Annotated in this window: 8 protein-coding genes and 1 pseudogene; 1 reads left to right on the top strand and 8 read right to left on the bottom strand. The window is 68.0% G+C overall.

Annotated features, from left to right (window positions below):
* Position 1 precedes the first annotated feature (1 nt).
* The 8 genes and pseudogenes from MTAB308_RS11915 to MTAB308_RS11950 form a co-directional block, all read right to left on the bottom strand.
* Positions 2 to 1630 carry an acyl-CoA dehydrogenase family protein gene (locus tag MTAB308_RS11915; protein ID WP_077099608.1) on the bottom strand — a complete coding sequence of 543 codons (1629 nt, stop codon included), beginning with the start codon at positions 1628 to 1630 and terminating at the stop codon, positions 2 to 4.
* Positions 1631 to 1677: 47 nt separating this feature from the next.
* Positions 1678 to 2514: an extracellular catalytic domain type 1 short-chain-length polyhydroxyalkanoate depolymerase gene (locus MTAB308_RS11920; RefSeq protein ID WP_077099609.1), complete on the bottom strand. Its 837-nt coding sequence runs from the start codon at positions 2512 to 2514 to the stop codon at positions 1678 to 1680.
* A gap of 11 nt (positions 2515 to 2525) precedes the next feature.
* Entirely contained in the window at positions 2526 to 3281 is a 756-nt protein-coding gene (locus MTAB308_RS11925; protein WP_077100148.1) for a deoxyribonuclease IV, read from the bottom strand.
* Between the two features lie 39 nt (positions 3282 to 3320).
* Entirely contained in the window at positions 3321 to 5693 is a 2373-nt protein-coding gene (locus tag MTAB308_RS11930; RefSeq protein ID WP_077099610.1) for a winged helix-turn-helix domain-containing protein, read from the bottom strand.
* Between the two features lie 263 nt (positions 5694 to 5956).
* Positions 5957 to 9907 carry a DNA-directed RNA polymerase subunit beta' gene (locus MTAB308_RS11935; protein WP_077099611.1) on the bottom strand — a complete coding sequence of 1317 codons (3951 nt, stop codon included), beginning with the start codon at positions 9905 to 9907 and terminating at the stop codon, positions 5957 to 5959.
* Positions 9908 to 9947: 40 nt separating this feature from the next.
* Positions 9948 to 13445 (bottom strand): DNA-directed RNA polymerase subunit beta, encoded by a 3498-nt coding sequence (gene rpoB / locus MTAB308_RS11940; RefSeq protein WP_108637276.1) that lies wholly within the window; start codon positions 13443 to 13445, stop codon positions 9948 to 9950.
* A gap of 431 nt (positions 13446 to 13876) precedes the next feature.
* On the bottom strand, positions 13877 to 14887 hold the full coding sequence (locus MTAB308_RS11945; protein ID WP_066907248.1) for an ABC transporter ATP-binding protein: 1011 nt from the start codon (positions 14885 to 14887) through the stop codon (positions 13877 to 13879).
* Between the two features lie 169 nt (positions 14888 to 15056).
* A pseudogene (locus tag MTAB308_RS11950) lies at positions 15057 to 16537 on the bottom strand (carotenoid oxygenase family protein).
* A gap of 71 nt (positions 16538 to 16608) precedes the next feature.
* Here MTAB308_RS11950 and MTAB308_RS11955 point away from each other — a divergent pair.
* Positions 16609 to 17295, top strand: coding sequence for a TetR/AcrR family transcriptional regulator (locus MTAB308_RS11955; RefSeq protein ID WP_077099613.1), 687 nt, complete (start codon positions 16609 to 16611; stop codon positions 17293 to 17295).
* The last annotated feature ends 44 nt before the right edge of the window (positions 17296 to 17339 follow it).

Raw genomic sequence — 17339 nt, forward strand, 5'->3', positions numbered from 1 at the left:
CTCAGCCCTTTACCAGGGCCCGCTCCAGGATCGGCGCGAGGTCCAGCCCGGTCGGCATGGTGCCGAAGGCCCCGCCCCACCGGCCGTCGAGCCGCGTGGCCAGGAAGGCCTCGGCGACGGCGGGGTGCCCATGCCGCACCAGCAGCGAACCCTGCAGCGCCAGGCAGATGTCCTCGGCGACCTTGCGGGCCCGGTAGGCGATGTTGTCCGGCTCGCCCAGATCCTGGCGCAACCGCTCCACGTGCCCGCCCAGCCGCGGGTCCTGACCGGCCGACTGGGCCAGCTCCGCGAACAGCACCTCGACGCATTCGGGGCGAGTTGCCATGGCGCGCAACGTGTCCAGCGCACCGACGTTGCCGGAGCCCTCCCAGATGCCCATCAGCGGCGCCTCACGGTAGAGGCGCGGCATCCCGGAATCCTCGACGTAGCCGTTGCCGCCCAGGCATTCCAGCGCTTCGGCGGCGTGCGGGGTGGCGCGCTTGCACACCCAGTACTTGCTGGCCGCCAGGCCGATCCGGCGCAGCAGCGCCTCCGTGGCATCACCGCGCACCGCCTTGTCGGTGGCGCCGGCCATCCGCATCGCCACGATCGTGGCCGCCTCGGCCTCCACGGCCAGGTCCGCGAGCACGTTGCGCATCAGGGGCTGATCGATCAGGTAGGCGCCGAACGCCTTTCGGTGCTGCGCGTGGTGGATGGCGCGGGTCAGGCCGGTGCGCATGCTGGTCGCGCTGCCCAGCGTGCAGTCCAGCCGGGTCAGGTTGACCATCTCGATGATGGTCGGCACGCCGCGGCCCTCCTCGCCCACCAACCAGGCGACGGCGCCGTCGTACTCGACCTCGCTGGAGGCGTTGGCGTGGTTGCCGAGCTTGTCCTTGAGCCGCTGCAGGAACATCCGGTTGCGGGTGCCGTCGGGCAGCACCCGCGGCAGCAGGAAGCAGGACAGCCCGCCGGGCGCCTGCGCCAGCACCAGGAAGAGGTCGCACATCGGCGCGGACGTGAACCACTTGTGGCCGGTCAGGCTGTACGTGCCGTCGCCGTTGGGGGTGGCCTGGGTGGTGCCGGCGCGCACGTCGGAGCCGCCCTGCTTCTCGGTCATCGACATGCCGGCGGTGACGCCGGCCTTGGTGGTCGCCAGTTTCAGCTCGGGGTCGTACACGCGACTGGTCAGCAGCGGCTCGTACACCGCGGCAAGTTCGGGGTTGAAGCGCAGCGCCGGAACGACGGCATAGGTCATCGAGATCGGACAGGTGTGTCCGGGCTCGACGTTCCAGACCGACATCTTGGCGGCGCGCACCACGTGCGCGCCCGGCCGCTCGTCGGCCCACGGGGCCGCGTGGACACCGTGGGCGATCGCCGCGCGCATCAGCTCGTGGTAGGCCGGGTCGTACTCCACCTCGTCCACGCGGTGCCCGTACTGGTCGTGGGTGTGCAGCACGGGCCGGTTGCGATCGGCGAGCTCGCCCCACCGCTGGGCTTCGCGGGTGCCGGCGAGCGCCCCGAGCTCGGTCACCTCGTCGACGCCCCACTGCCCGCCCTCGCGGATCAGGGCCTCGACGAGCACGGCGGACGTCGCGGGGTTGTGGTTGTCCAGGGTCGGGACCTGGTTGGTGACGACATGGGTGTCTGGCATGCCACTCATGTTACATTTCTTCGACAGTCGCACAAGAGCTGTAATGGTCAGCGGGCGTGGGCCGCGAAGAATTGCCACAGCGCCTGGCTGGCGAACGGCGGCCACTCGTGTCCGCCCCCGTCGACGGTGACCAGCACGACGGCGCGGCCCCCGGCGCATCCGGCCGTCGACGTCGTCACCGGGCCGCTGGCGGTGGCGGTGGGGGCGCCGCACTGATCGACGTTGCGCCAGAACGCATTCACGTCCGGCACCGACGGGCCGTTGATGACGCTGAAGCCCTGCCCGCCGCCGTACGGCACGAGCCGATCGGTGGTGCCGTGAATCTGCATGACCGACGTCGGGCGCGGGGCCCGGCACGCGTTCAGCTGCGTGCCGGCAACCGGGCCGATCGCGGCGAAAATGTCGGTGGTGCACGCCAGCGTGAAGGACATGATGGCGCCGTTGCTCATGCCGGTGGCATAGACCCTGGCGGGGTCGACGCCCAGGTTCTTGGCGATGTCGGCGACGGCCGCGCGGATGAAGCCGACGTCATCGACGCCGTCCCGTCCGGAACGGCCGCAGCAGGTTTCCCCGTCGACGTTCCACGCCCGGCCGAGGCCATCCGGGTAGGCGACGAGGAACTTGCCCCAATCGGCCAGACCGTCCCATTGGTAATCCCTTTCGACCTGCCTGCCGCTGCCGGAGTAGCCGTGCATCACGACCACCAGCGGAGCCGAGGCGGGCAGGCCGACGGGCTTGTACAACCGGTAGCTGCGGTCGAGGCCCCCGACCTTGAGGTGGTGCAGGCTGGTGCCGTTCACGAAGCCCGCCGGCGGATCGGACCACGACGAGCAACCCGCGACCAGCAGAACCACTGCGACGAGCGCCGCGAGCCGACCGAGCACGGGACGGGAGATCAGCTGCCGGTCTTTTCCCGCAGGAACGCGATGTCGTCCTTGCGGCCCTCGTCGGCGGTTTCGCAGATGACGGGGGCCCCCGCGGCCTTGACGACCGCGGCGAGTAGCTCGGGGTCGATCTGGCCGGTGCCGAAGTTGGCGTGCCGGTCGGCGCCCGAGCCCGCCGCGTCGCGCGAGTCGTTGCAGTGCACCAGGTCGATGCGGCCGGTCAGCGCCTTGATCCGGTCGACCGCGTCGATCAGCTCCTCCCCCGCGGCCCACGCGTGGCAGGTGTCCAGGCAAAAGCCAATGCCCTTGTCCCCGATGCGATCCCACAGCCTGCCGATGGTGTCGAAATAGCGGGCCATCGCGTGGTCGCCGCCGGCGGTGTTCTCCAGGTACACCTGCACATCGGTTTCTAGGTAGTCCAGCGCCTTGACCCAGCGCTCGAAGCCGGCCTCCATGTCGTTGTCGTCGGCGTGACCGCCGTGCACGATCACCGCCGTCGCGTTGATCTCCGAGGCCGCGTCGCAGGTGTCCTGCAGGATCTTGCGCGACGGGATGCGAATGCGGTTGTTCGCCGAGGCCACGTTGATGAGGTACGGCGCGTGGACGTACAGCGGGATGGTCGACGCCTTGAGCGCCTCGGCGTCGTCGCGGGGCTTGGGCTTCTTCCAGCTCTGCGGGTTGCCGAGGAAGAACTGCACCGCGTCGGCGCCGTCGGCCTGCGCGGCGGCCAGGGGGTCGTCCTGGTGGACGTGCGAACCGATGAGCACGGTGGCCATTGTAGTGAGCCGTGCCGACGGGGCCGCCCGCTAACCGAGCCCGGCGTCGACGAGCAGCTGCGGTAGCCCGTGTTGGGCGCACAGGGCGCGGACGGCCGCGATGTGGTCTCGCGCGTCGTGCGCCAGCCCGGCGGCGGTGAGGGTCTCGGCCAACAGCAGGCGCGCGTGCAGGGCCGCCAGCGGCCGGGCGGTCGGGTCGATCCCGCCGAGCAGGGCGCCGGCGCGCCGGCACGCCCGGTCGCGGTCGTCGCCGGCGCGGCTTCGCGAGAGCAGGCGGATGCCGGAGGCCTCGTCCAGCTCGGCGGTGACGGTGGCGATGCCGTTGGAACCATGAAAGACCCGACGCACGGCCCGAAGCCGATCGGCCTCCGGCGAGGTGATCGGCAGCGCCAACCGGACCCGTTCGTGGTTGATGGCGGCCGCCAGCCGCGGCAACCGCAACTTCTCGGCCACCGTCATACCGGCGTCGAGGCGACCGGCCGCCGCATCGCGATGCCCCTGGGCGGCTTTGATTCTGGCGCTGACGGCGTATTGCGCCGCCAGGTAGTCGACGGCGCCGGCTTCGGGTCCGAGCCGGTAGCTCTCCTCGAGAAGATCCGCCGCCTCGGCGAATTCGCCCATCTCGTAGAGCAATTCGCCGAGAAGCGCCCCAGCGTGCCGCGCCGCTTGCGACTCCCGCCCCGCCGCCGCGCCGATTTCGAATGCTTTCCGGAAGCTGCTCAGCGCCCGCGGGATGTCGAGCTGGTGTCGAGCGGCGATCCCCGCCCAGCAGCTGTGGTACCCGGCGGCGACCCCCTCGTCGTAGGGCGCCGCCCACTCCAGGGCCCGATGCGCCGCCTCGAAGTCGAAGCGGTAGATGCCCGCGAACGCCGCGACGGTTGCCGCCGCCTGGGGCAGCACCGGGCGCAGGGTCTTCGGCCTCGATATCACCCGGGCCACCAGATGGGCCAGGCCTTCGACCCGGTCGGCGTTCATTTGGGCCACCGCCCGCAACACGTCGGCCTCCAGGGTCAGATCCGCCCGCGTCGCCTCGGGCAGGTCTGCCGCGGATATGGCGCCGGCGACGCGGTCGAGGGCAGCCTCGATGGCGACGGGGCGCTGCAGCAGAATATTGGCCGCCACCACGGAAAGGTTCAGCCGTGGCCGCGAATTCACCAGTTGCGGGGGCAGCTTGTCGATGATGCCGAGAAAGGTCGTCATGCGCGATCGGTTGACCGATCCAATCGTCCTGTCCCGCTCGACGAGGTCGACCGCCCGCATGGCCTCCCCCGCGGCCAGTGCGTGATCGACGGCGTAACTGAGGTAGCCGTGCTCGGCGAACCAGTCCGAGGCGGTGCGGTGCAGGCGTTTCAGGCGATCGGGATCGTCTCGCTCAAGCCGGCGCCGCAGGAATTCGGCGAACATCTGGTGGTAGCGAAACCACGGTGGGTCATCGTCTATGCGCCGCAGGAACAGGCCGCGTCGCTCGACGTCCTCGAGTACGTCCTGCCCGCCGCGGACCCCGGCCAACGCCGACGCGAGCTCCCCGCAGGTCCGTTCGGTGATCGACGTCGCAAAGAGAAACTCGAGCAATTCGGGCTCCAGCGTGTTGAGGACGTTTTCGGCGAGAAGTTCACCGATCACCTCGTTGTCCCCCGACATTCGGCGCAGCAGGCCGGCGGCGTCCCCATCGCCACGCAGCGACAGCCTCGCCAACTGCAGGGCGGCGGCCCACCCGTCCGTCGAGGCGGTCAAGGCCGCCACGTCGCTATCCGCCAACTGCAGCCCGGCAATGTCCTTCAGCAGCGCTTGCGCCTCGTCGGCATCGAAACGCAGTTTCTCACAATCGATTTCGACCAGTTCGTCACGAAGTCGCAACTTACTCAACGGCAACCGGGCGCGCGACCAGCTGTTCACGATGAATTGCAGGTGATGAGAACCATGGTGGATCAGGAAACGCAGAGCCTCGGTGGTCGCGCTGTGCGATACCCGCTGCCAGTCGTCGATCACCAGCGTGACCGGGGTACCGATCTGGTCGATCTCATCGATCAGCGACGTCAAGACGTAGCGCACCGCCTCCTCCCCGCGGTCTTCAAGGGCCTGCCCCAACGACGCGGCCACGGCGGGATGGACCCGTCGGATCGCCTCGAGCACATGCGCGAGAAACCACACCACGTTGTTGTCATCGTCGTCGACGGTCAACCAGGCCACCGCCACACCGGAGCTGCTCAGTTCCCCTCGCCACTGCTCCACCAGCGTGGTCTTGCCGAACCCCGAGGGCGCATAAACCAGGACCAGGCGTCGACGCCCGGCCGCGCGCAGAACGGCCATCAACTTGTGGCGAGTGACCAACGAGCGCACCGCGACCGGGGGGCGAAATTTCGTCGCCGGTGCCGGCGGCGCCTGTGAAGACAAGTCGCCCATCGATTCTCACCGTCCTTGACGACAGTAAATTCGGTGCGCCTGGAATTGACATGCCACGATACCGCGAATGACCCTGGGCCATCGTGCGATCGGGGCAACGAAAAAGCCCCGGGCCTGCGAAGGGGCCCGGGGCTGTTTCGTGACTAGCCGACTAGCGCCGATTGTCCGACTCCTCAGCGGCGCATAACGCGCCGCATCGTCGTCGAACTAGCGCCGATTGTCCGACTCCTCAGCGGCGCATAACGCGCCGCATCGTCGTCGAACTAGCGGTAGTCGGAGTACCCGTAGTCGTCCAGCGGGACCGCGGCACCGGTGGCCTGGCCGAAGTCCGGGCTGTAGTAGTGATCCTCGTAGGACGGGATCGTGTACGCCGCGGCGCGGGCCTCCTCGGTGGGCTGCACCTGGATGTTGCGGTACCGGTTGATGCCGGTACCGGCCGGGATCAGCTTTCCGATGATCACGTTCTCCTTCAGACCGTTGAGCTTGTCGCTGCGGCAGTTGATCGCCGCATCGGTCAGCACTCGCGTGGTCTCCTGGAACGACGCCGCACTCAGCCACGAGTCGGTGGCGAGGCTCGCCTTGGTGATACCCATCAGCACCGGACGCCCGGCGGCGGGCTCGCCGCCCTCGGCCACCACCCGGCGGTTCTCCGCCTCGAACTCCGCGCGGTCGATCAGCGAGCCGGGCAGGAACTCCGTCGCGCCCGAGTCGATGATGGTGACACGGCGCAGCATCTGGCGAACGATCACCTCGATGTGCTTGTCGTGGATCGACACACCCTGGGCGCGGTAGACCTCCTGGACCTCGCGGACCAGGTGGATCTGCACCTCGCGGGGGCCCTGCACGCGCAGCACCTCGTGCGGGTCGGCCGAGCCTTCCATCAGCTGCTGGCCCACCTCGACGTGGTCGCCGTCGGACAGCACCCGCTCGGAGCCGTCCTCGTGCTTGAACACACGAAGCCGCTGCCGCTTGGAGAGCTTGTCGTAGACGACCTCCTCGCCGCCGTCGTCGGGAACGATGGTGATCTTGTAGAAGCGCTCACCGTCCTCGAGGTGCACCCGCCCGGTGACGTCGGCGATCGGCGCCTTGCCACGCGGCACGCGGGCCTCGAACAGCTCCTGAACCCGGGGCAGACCGCCGGTGATGTCCTCACCGACACCACCCTGGTGGAACGTCCGCATGGTCAGCTGCGTGCCCGGCTCACCGATGGACTGGGCCGCGACGATGCCGACGGCCTCGCCGATGTCGACCAGCTTGCCGGTGGCCATGGAGCGCCCGTAGCAGGTCGCGCACACGCCGGTCCCGGTGGTGCACGTCAGCACCGAGCGCACCTTGACCGACGTGATGCCCGCCGCGAGCAGCGCGTCGATCTCCGGGTCACCCAGGTCCTCGCCGCGCGCCACGACGACGTTGCCGGCCTCGTCGGCCGCGTCGGTGCCCAAAGTCCGCGCGTACGCCGAGGTTTCGATGTACGGGTCGCGGATCAGCGTGCCGTCCGGCTGGCGCTCGGCCAGCTCGACGACGATGCCGCGCTCGGTCTGGCAGTCGTGCTCGCGGACGATGACGTCCTGGCTCACGTCCACCAGACGGCGGGTCAGGTAACCCGAGTCGGCGGTGCGCAACGCTGTGTCCGCCAAGCCCTTTCGGGCGCCGTGGGTGTTGATGAAGTACTCCAGCACGGTCAGGCCCTCACGGAAGGACGACTTGACCGGACGCGGGATGAACTCACCCTTCGGGTTGGTCACCAGACCCTTCATGCCGGCCAGCGTTCGCGTCTGGGTGAAGTTACCCGTGGCGCCCGAGTCGACGATCGTGATGATCGGGTTGTCGGCGGGGTAGTGCTCGCGGAGCGCCTGACCCACCTCGTCGGTGGCTTCCTTCCAGATCTCGACGAGTGCCTCGTTGCGCTCGTCGTGGTTCAAAGCACCACGCTGGAACTGCTTTTCGACCTTGTCCGCGCGCTCCTCGTACTGGTCGAGGATCTCCTTCTTGCGCGGCGGGACCAACACGTCGGCCATCGAGACCGTGACGCCGCTGCGGGTCGCCCAGTAGAAACCGGCGTCCTTGAGCTTGTCGACGGTCTGCGCGACCACGATCATCGGGTAGCGCTCGGCCAGGTCGTTGATGATGGCGGCCTGCACCTTCTTGTGCATCTGCTTGTTCACGAACGGGTAGCCCACCGGCAGCAGCTCGTTGAACAGCACCCGGCCCAGCGTGGTCTCGGCCATCCAGGCATTCCCCGGCTGCCAGCCGTTGGCGCCGAACAGCTCGGCCTCGATCTCGGTCGGCGGACGCAGCTGGGTCAGCCGCACCTTGATCTTGGCGCGCACCGAGAGCAGCCCGCGGTCCGACGCCATGATCGCCTCGGCCGGCGAGGAGTACACGCCGACCTCCGGCTGGTCCTTGGCGGCCGGCGAGTATTCGCCCTTGTCGCCGTCGACCTCGGTGGTCAGGTAGTACAGGCCGGTCACCATGTCCAGTCGCGGCATGGCCAGCGGGCGGCCGGACGCCGGCGACAGGATGTTGTTGGAGGACAGCATCAGGATGCGGGCCTCGGCTTGCGCCTCGGCGCTCAACGGCAGGTGCACGGCCATCTGGTCACCGTCGAAGTCGGCGTTGAAGGCCTCACACACCAGCGGGTGCAGCTGAATCGCCTTGCCCTCCACCAGCATCGGCTCGAAGGCCTGGATGCCCAGCCGGTGCAGGGTGGGTGCGCGGTTCAGCAGCACCGGGTGCTCGGCGATGACCTCCTCGAGCACGTCCCACACCTGGGGACGCTGACGCTCGACCATCCGCTTGGCGCTCTTGATGTTCTGCGCGTGGTTGAGGTCGACGAGCCGCTTCATCACGAACGGCTTGAACAGCTCCAGCGCCATCAGCTTGGGCAGGCCGCACTGGTGCAGCTTGAGCTGCGGGCCGACCACGATGACCGAACGCCCGGAGTAGTCGACGCGCTTACCGAGCAGGTTCTGCCGGAACCGGCCCTGCTTGCCCTTGAGCAGATCCGACAGCGACTTCAGCGGACGGTTGCCCGGCCCGGTGACCGGACGCCCGCGGCGGCCGTTGTCGAACAGCGCGTCCACGGACTCCTGCAGCATCCGCTTCTCGTTGTTGACGATGATCTCGGGCGCGCCGAGGTCGATCAGCCTCTTGAGCCGGTTGTTGCGGTTGATCACGCGGCGGTACAGGTCGTTGAGGTCGCTGGTGGCGAACCGGCCACCGTCGAGCTGCACCATCGGGCGCAGCTCCGGCGGGATGACCGGGACGGCGTCGAGCACCATGCCCATCGGCGAGTTGCCCGACTGCTGGAAGGCAGCGACCACCTTGAGGCGCTTCAGCGCGCGAAGCTTCTTCTGCCCCTTGCCGCTTCGGATCACCTCGCGCAGGTTCTCGGCCTCGGCGTCGATGTCGAAGTTCTCGATCAGCTTCTGGATCGACTCCGCACCCATGGCGCCGGTGAAGTACTCGCCGTAGCGGTCGACGATCTCGCGGTACAGGTTCTCGTCGACGATCAGCTGCTTGGGGGCCAGCTTGGTGAAGGTGTTCCAGATGTCCTCCAGCCGGTCCAGCTCGCGCTGGGCGCGGTCGCGGATCTGGCGCATCTCGCGCTCGCCGCCGTCCCGAACCTTGCGCCGGGCATCGGCCTTGGCGCCCTCGGCCTCCAGCTCGGCCAGGTCGGCCTCCAGCTTCTGTGCCCGGGCCTCCAGCTCGGCGTCGCGCTGGTCCTCAACGCCCTTGCGCTCCACCATCATTTCGGCCTCGAGCGTGGACAGCTCGTTGTGCCGCATCTCGTCGTCGACCGACGTGATCACGTACGCCGCGAAGTAGATGATCTTCTCGAGATCCTTCGGGGCGAGGTCGAGCAGGTACCCCAGCCGCGACGGCACACCCTTGAAGTACCAGATGTGCGTCACCGGAGCGGCCAGCTCGATGTGTCCCATCCGCTCGCGGCGCACCTTGGCGCGGGTCACCTCGACGCCGCAGCGCTCACAGATGATGCCCTTGAAGCGGACGCGCTTGTACTTGCCGCAGTAGCACTCCCAGTCGCGAGTGGGTCCGAAGATCTTCTCGCAGAACAGGCCGTCCTTTTCCGGCTTCAGCGTGCGGTAGTTGATTGTTTCCGGCTTCTTGACCTCGCCATAAGACCATTGCCGGATGTCCTCCGCGGTGGCCAAGCCGATGCGGAGTTCATCGAAGAAGTTGACGTCGAGCACGTAACTCCCTTTCCCCTTGCGGGTTTAGTAACTAAGTTGGTTAAGCCAGGTCCTCAACGGACGCGGATTCGTTGCGGGACAAGTTGATTCCCAAGTTGGCCGCGGCCCGCTCGAGATCCTCGTCCTCGCCCTCGCGCAGCTCGATCGCCGCGCCGTCGCTCGACAGCACCTCGACGTTGAGGCACAGCGACTGCAGCTCCTTGAGCAGCACCTTGAACGACTCGGGGATGCCCGGTTCGGGGATGTTCTCGCCCTTGACGATCGCCTCGTACACCTTGACCCGGCCGACGGTGTCGTCGGACTTGATGGTCAACAGCTCCTGCAGCGTGTACGCGGCCCCGTAGGCCTGCATGGCCCAGCACTCCATCTCCCCGAACCGCTGGCCACCGAACTGCGCCTTACCGCCCAGCGGCTGCTGGGTGATCATCGAGTACGGGCCGGTGGAGCGGGCGTGGATCTTGTCGTCCACCAGGTGGTGAAGCTTCATGATGTACATGAAGCCGACGGTCACCGGGTATGGGAACGGCTCGCCGCTGCGGCCGTCGAACAGCACCGCCTTGCCGTCGCCGTTGACCAGCACCTCGCCGTCGCGGTTGGGCAACGTGGCCGACAGCAGCCCCTGCAGCTCGGCCTCCTGCGCGCCGTCGAACACCGGTGTCGACACGATGGCGTTGGGCTCCGCGTGCAGCAGGTCCTCCGGCAGGTTGGCGGCCCAGTCCGGGACCCCCTTGCCGGTGTCGACCTTCCAGCCGCTGTGCGCGCACCAGCCGAGGTGCGTTTCCAGGATCTGGCCGATGTTCATCCGTCGCGGCACACCGTGGGTGTTCAGGATGATGTCCACCGGCGTGCCGTCCGGCAGGAACGGCATGTCCTCCTGCGCGAGGATCTTGCCGATGACGCCCTTGTTGCCGTGCCGGCCCGCCAGCTTGTCGCCGTCGGAGATCTTGCGCTTCTGGGCCACGTACACCCGGACCAGCTCGTTGACGCCGGCCGGCAGTTCGTCGTCGTCCTCGCGGGAGAACACCCGGATGCCGATGACCTTGCCGGACTCGCCGTGCGGCACCTTCAGCGAGGTGTCGCGGACCTCGCGGGCCTTCTCGCCGAAGATCGCCCGCAGCAGCCGCTCCTCCGGGGTCAGCTCGGTCTCACCCTTCGGGGTGACCTTGCCGACCAGGATGTCGCCGTCGCGGACCTCGGCGCCGATCCGCACGATGCCCCGCTCGTCCAGGTCGGCCAGCACCTCGTCGGAGACGTTCGGGATGTCCCGGGTGATCTCCTCGGCGCCCAGCTTGGTGTCGCGGGCATCGATCTCGTGCTCCTCGATGTGGATCGAGGTGAGCACGTCCTCTTCGACCAGCCGGTTGGAGAGGATGATCGCGTCCTCGTAGTTGTGGCCCTCCCACGGCATGATCGCCACGAGCAGGTTCTTGCCCAACGCCATCTCGCCGTTCTCGGTGCAGGGACCGTCGGCGATGACCTGGCCGGCCTCGACGCGGTCGCCCGCGTCGACGATCGGCGACTGGTTGGCGCACGTGCCGTGGTTGGACCGGGCGAACTTGCGCATCCGGTAGGTGTGCCGGGTGCCGTCGTCGGCCATCACGGTGATGTAGTCGGCGGAGACCTCCTCGATCACCCCGGACTTCTCCGCGACGACGACGTCGCCGGCGTCGATCGCCGCGCGCAGCTCCATCCCGGTGCCCACCAGCGGCGCCTCGCTGCGCACCAGCGGAACCGCCTGGCGCTGCATGTTGGCGCCCATCAGGGCACGGTTGGCGTCGTCGTGCTCGAGGAACGGGATCATGGCCGTGGCCACCGACACCATCTGGCGCGGCGACACGTCCATGTAGTCCACCTCGGACGAGGGCACGTACTCGACCTCGCCCGCCTTGCGGCGAACCAGGACGCGGCCCTCGACGAACCGGCCGTCGGCGTCGATCGGCGAGTTGGCCTGCGCCACCACGTGGCGGTCCTCCTCGTCGGCGGTCAGGTAGACGATCTCGTCGCTGACCACACCGTCGACCACCTTGCGGTACGGCGTCTCGATGAACCCGAACGGGTTGACCCTCGCGTACACCGACAGCGAGCCGATCAGACCGATGTTCGGACCCTCCGGGGTCTCGATCGGGCACATGCGGCCGTAGTGCGACGGGTGCACGTCGCGGACCTCGAGGCCGGCGCGCTCACGGGACAGACCGCCCGGGCCCAGCGCCGACAGGCGGCGCTTGTGGGTCAGGCCCGACAGAGGGTTGTTCTGGTCCATGAACTGCGACAGCTGGCTGGTGCCGAAGAACTCCTTGATCGCGGCGACGACCGGCCGGATGTTGATCAGCGTCTGCGGCGTGATCGCCTCGACGTCCTGCGTGGTCATCCGCTCCCGGACGACGCGCTCCATCCGCGACATGCCGACCCGGATCTGGTTCTGGATCAGCTCGCCGACCGTGCGCAACCGGCGGTTGCCGAAGTGGTCGATGTCGTCGGTCTCCACCGGCACCTCGACGCCGCCGGGGACGGTCATCGTGGCCTGCCCCTCGTGGAGGCGGACCAGGTACTCGATGGTGGCGACGACGTCCTCTTCGGTCAGCGTCGTGGCCGTGATCGGGTCCTTGGTGTTCAGGCCCAGTTTCTTGTTGACCTTGTACCGGCCCACCCGCGCCAGGTCGTAGCGCTTCTCCTTGAAGAACAGGTTCTCCAGCAGGGTCTGCGCGGACTCCTTGGTCGGCGGCTCACCCGGACGCAGCTTGCGGTAGATGTCCAGCAGCGCCTCGTCGGTGCCGGCGGTGTTGTCCTTCTCCAGCGTCGACATCATGATCTCGGAGAACCCGAACCGCTCGGTGATCCGCTCGGCGGTCCAGCCCAGCGCCTTGAGCAGCACGGTGACCGGCTGGCGGCGCTTGCGGTCGATGCGTACGCCGACGGTGTCGCGCTTGTCGACGTCGAACTCCAGCCAGGCGCCCCGGCTCGGGATCACCTTGACGCTGTGCAGCGTCTTCTCGGTGGACTTGTCGATGGTCTCGTCGAAGTACACGCCGGGCGAACGCACCAGCTGGCTGACGACGACGCGCTCGGTCCCGTTGATGATGAAGGTGCCCTTCTCGGTCATCATCGGGAAGTCGCCCATGAACACCGTCTGGCTCTTGATCTCGCCGGTGTTGTTGTTGATGAACTCGGCCGTGACGAACAGCGGGGCCGCGTAGGTCATGTCCTTGTCTTTGCACTCGTCGACCGGCGCCTTGACCTCGTCAAAGCGGGGGTCGGAGAAAGACAGCGACATCGAACCCGAGAAGTCCTCGATCGGCGACAGCTCGTAGAGGACCTCTTCGAGGCCACCCACCGGGCTGGCTTCCCCGCGGCTCGCGGCGGCCTCGCGCCAGTGCGGCGAGCCGATCAACCACTCGAAGGAGTCGGTCTGCACGTCAAGAAGCCCCGGAACCTCGAGCGGTTCGCGGAGCTTGGCGAAGGAAACTCGGTTGGGCGCCCCGGGCACGGAGCCATTCGTGGAACTTTGTTGGCGACGCTTGCTCTGGCGGGAATCTGCCAAGATGCATCCTTCCAGCACCTCGTGCGACTCACGGGAACCGGGAACACCGGCTGCGTTCGCCGCATCAATTTTGTCGGTATGGCCGGCGAACGATCTGCCCAGATCTCACGCGCACAACTAAATAGCTAAGCCGCGGGTGGGGGCTCAGGCTAAGACCACAGTGTCAGGTGGCGGGTGAGGTGGGCAGGAAGTAGCCAGCGCAACGTCCAACAATAGCGCAGGCGCGCGCATTCCTCAACTACCCATGACCATCTGCCCAGGGACATCGGCGCTGGCTGGCAAATCGACTTTCCCGTAGGCACATGCTGCCCAACAGACTGACCCGTTTACGTCCCGTCGTCAAGAGGGCGGAGCGGCAAGTTGCGCCAAGTTATCGCAAATTTCTCAGATGGGTACCGCCGGGTCAGGCCGCCGGGTTTGCGCGCGGCGGGCTAGCCGCCGAACTCGTTCGCCCGGTACTTGTGGGTGCCCTCCAGGTCGTCGAGGATCGCGGCCTGGGCCTTCTTGGGCAGCGTGTGCAGGATTTCGCGCACCCGGGCCTGGCGCCGAGCGACGGCCTTGCGCTCGGGCATCCCCGGCGTCGCGACGATCTGTGGCGGCACGCCCTCGATTTCCTCGACGCCGCCGTCGCGGTGGCCCGCATCGAGCAGCGCCTGCTCTTCGGCCATGGTCGCCTCGTCCTTCTCCTCGGACATGCCGATCGGCCCGATGCGCCGGCCGTTGAGGAACTGCCGCACCACCGGCTCGTCGCTGGTCAGCAGCACCTCCCGCGGGCCGAACATGACCAGCTTGCGGCGGAACAACATGCCCATGTTGTCCGGCACGGTGCGAGCGATGTTGATGTTGTGCGTCACGATCAGGACGGTGGCGTCGATCTGAGCGTTGATGTCGAGAATCAGCTGGCTCAGGTAGGCCGTGCGGACCGGGTCCAGACCCGAGTCGGGCTCGTCGCACAGGATGATCTGCGGGTCCATCACCAGCGCCCGGGCCAGGCTGGCGCGCTTGCGCATACCGCCGGAGATCTCGCCGGGAAACTTCTTCTCGTCGCCGCCCAGGCCCACCAGGGAAAGCTTCTCCATGACGATGTCACGGATCTCGCCTTCCTTCTTCTTGGTGTGCTCGCGCAACGGGAAGGCCGCGTTGTCGAACAGGTTCATCGAGCCGAACAGCGCGCCGTCCTGGAACATCACGCCGAACAGGGTGCGGATCTCGTAGAGCTCCTTGGCCGAGCACTCGAGGATGTCCGTGCCGTCGATCATGATCGAGCCGCGCTCGGGCCGCAGGAGGCCGATGAGGGACTTCAGGAAAACCGATTTGCCGGTACCCGACGGCCCCAGCAGGACGCTGACCTCGCCGCTGGGGATATCCAACGACACGTCTTCCCAAATCCTCGAGGGACCGAAGGACTTGGTCAGTCCCCTCACCTCGATAGCGACGCCCATGGGAAATCCTTCCGTCGACGCTTGTGCCCGCCACCTGCCCTTTTCTGTGGCATGAGTCACTGTAGCGCACGCTCGTGGGACCGCATCAGGGTTGGACAGCACCGCCGGCAAAAATTGGCCGACCTGATATCGGAGCCCGCGTCGCCGGTGGGCGTTATTGACGCGGGTGTTAGCCAGCCGGCGCCCAGTTGCCGTGGAAACCCATCGGCACCCGCTGGGGCAGATGCACGGTAGCCACCGATTCGAGGGTCTGCGCGTCCAGCAGCACCAGCTGGCCTTCGTCGCGGTCGCGGTGGTAGGCGTAGCCCATCAGGATGCCGTCGTCTTCGGCCCGGCCCGCCGGGTTCGGCACGAATGACATCTCGCCGAGCGAAAGGGCGGGATCGAGCGCCGCGACCTGCCGCGACCCGGTCGCGTAGTCGTGCTTGTACAGCCCCGGCTGGGCGCCCTGGAAGGACGCACCGATGGTGTAGCCGTAGCGGTGCCGCCCGCCCAGCACGGCCTCGTTGATCCGCGGGAATTCCTGGGGCCGGTCGTCGCGGCATTCGGTGGTGACGGCGCCGGTCGCCAGGTTGACGGTCCAGCGGTCCAGCATGGGCGGGGCCTCGCCGGGGCCGCGCCGGTCGCGGTCGAACATCCGCGCGTAGCGCACCACGTCGAGCACCAAAACCTCTGCGCCGTCCCGCATTTCGGAATAGGCGTTGAGCGGGTGGTAGACGTAGCAGGGTTCGATGTCGAACCAGCGGATGTCCTTGTTGTCGCCCTCGCGCGGCATCACCCCGATGCGCGCCGGGTAGTTCGGGTTCCAGGCGTACGGCATCCGGTCGGAGTGCTTCGGGTCGCGGTTCATCCTCGCGTTGATCGGGCCCGGCACCCGGACGCGTCCGACCAGCGACTGCATCACCAGCCGCGCCGGCGCCGACAGCCAGCGCGGCATGTTCACCGGCAGCGCCTGCGCGGCGTCGAACGTCACCGGCAGGTCGTAGATGACCACATATTTGTCGGTCAGCGAGAAGTCGTGCATCATCGGCGACCCGGACACCTCGATGTCGACGGTGCGGCGGGCCCGCCCCCGGGTGTCGATCACCGAGTACTGCACGGTGCGCCCGCGGGCGAACGAGTAGGACACCGCGTGCAGCTCGCCGGTGCGCGGGTCGCGGTGCGGTGAGCGGTGTAGCCACCGGCCAGGGTCCCGTCGAAGTCGCACGTTCCGACGGTGTCGAGCTCCTCGGTCAGCTCGTAGTTGGCGACGCCGCCCTCGACGAGCGCCAGGGTCCGTCCGGCGTGCGTCAGCACGTTGGTGTTGGCTCCCAGCGAGAGCATGCCCGCCCGCGGGTCGAGCCGGGCCGGGGTCGGCTCGCCGAGGCCGGCGCACACCGACAGGCTGCGCACCCAGCGATTGCGGTACCAGTTGGCCTTGCCGTCGCGCAGCGCCACCCCGTGCACCATGCCGTCGCCGCTGAACCAGTGATAGGTGGCCGGGTCGACTTCCTCGGCCGGGTTCGGTCCGTTGCGCAGATACCGCCCGTCGAGGTGCTCCGGGATGTGCCCGGTGACCTCCAGATCGGTCGCGGTCACCTCGGCGCCCACCGGCGCCAGGAAGCCCTCGAGATACGGATTCCGGGATGGGGCGGTTTGCACGGATGTCACTGCTAAGCTCCTATAACATTGTTATTTCGCTGTTATGAGAACAGTACGCCGGTGATGGGAAGATGACAAGGATGACTTCGGAGACCCAGCGCAGCGTGCGTGACGAGATGCTGCACGCCGCCGTCGGCCTGCTCGACGAGCACGGGCCGGACGCGCTGCAGACGCGCAGGGTGGCCGGCGCCGCGGGAACCTCGACGATGGCGCTGTACACCCACTTCGGCGGGATGCGGGGCCTGATCGCCGGGGTCGCCGAGGAGGGCCTGCGGCAGTTCGACGCCGCGCTGACGGTCCCCCAGACCGACGACCCGGTCGCCGACCTGTTCGCCGTCGGCGCCGCCTACCGGCGCTACGCCATCGAGCGTCCGCACATGTACCGGCTGATGTTCGGCAGCACCAGCGCGCACGGCATCAACGCGCCCGCGGGCAACGTCCTGACGCTGACGGTCGCCGAGATCGAGCAGCGCATCCCCAGCTTCGCGCACGTGGTGCGCGCGGTGCAGCGGTCCATCCGCGCGGGACGCATCACCGTCGGCTTCGCCGCCGACGGTGCGACCGACGAAGCGATAGTGGCCACAGCCGCCCAGTTCTGGGCGTTGGTGCACGGGTTCGTGATGCTCGAACTGGCCGGTTTCTACGGCGAGGACGGCGCGGCCGTCGCGCCGGTGCTTGGCTCGCTGACTTCGAATTTCCTTGTGGCTCTGGGGGATTCACTCGAGCGCGTGCGAGCCTCGCAGCGCGCGGCCTTCGGCCTCCGTTGAGCGCACGAAACCCCCGGAAGGGCGCTTCCGGGGGTTTCGCGAAG

The organism is Mycobacterium terramassiliense (genome assembly GCF_900157385.1).
GTDB lineage: Bacteria > Actinomycetota > Actinomycetes > Mycobacteriales > Mycobacteriaceae > Mycobacterium > Mycobacterium terramassiliense.

Bases quoted from the DNA above. Each gene is read 5' to 3' on its own strand.
- MTAB308_RS11945 (WP_066907248.1), bottom strand. From the start codon at position 14,887: ATGGGCGTCGCTATCGAGGTGAGGGGACTGACCAAGTCCTTCGGTCCC.
- MTAB308_RS11930 (WP_077099610.1), bottom strand. From the start codon at position 5,693: ATGGGCGACTTGTCTTCACAGGCGCCGCCGGCACCGGCGACGAAATTT.
- MTAB308_RS11955 (WP_077099613.1), top strand. From the start codon at position 16,609: ATGACTTCGGAGACCCAGCGCAGCGTGCGTGACGAGATGCTGCACGCC.
- MTAB308_RS11915 (WP_077099608.1), bottom strand. From the start codon at position 1,630: ATGCCAGACACCCATGTCGTCACCAACCAGGTCCCGACCCTGGACAAC.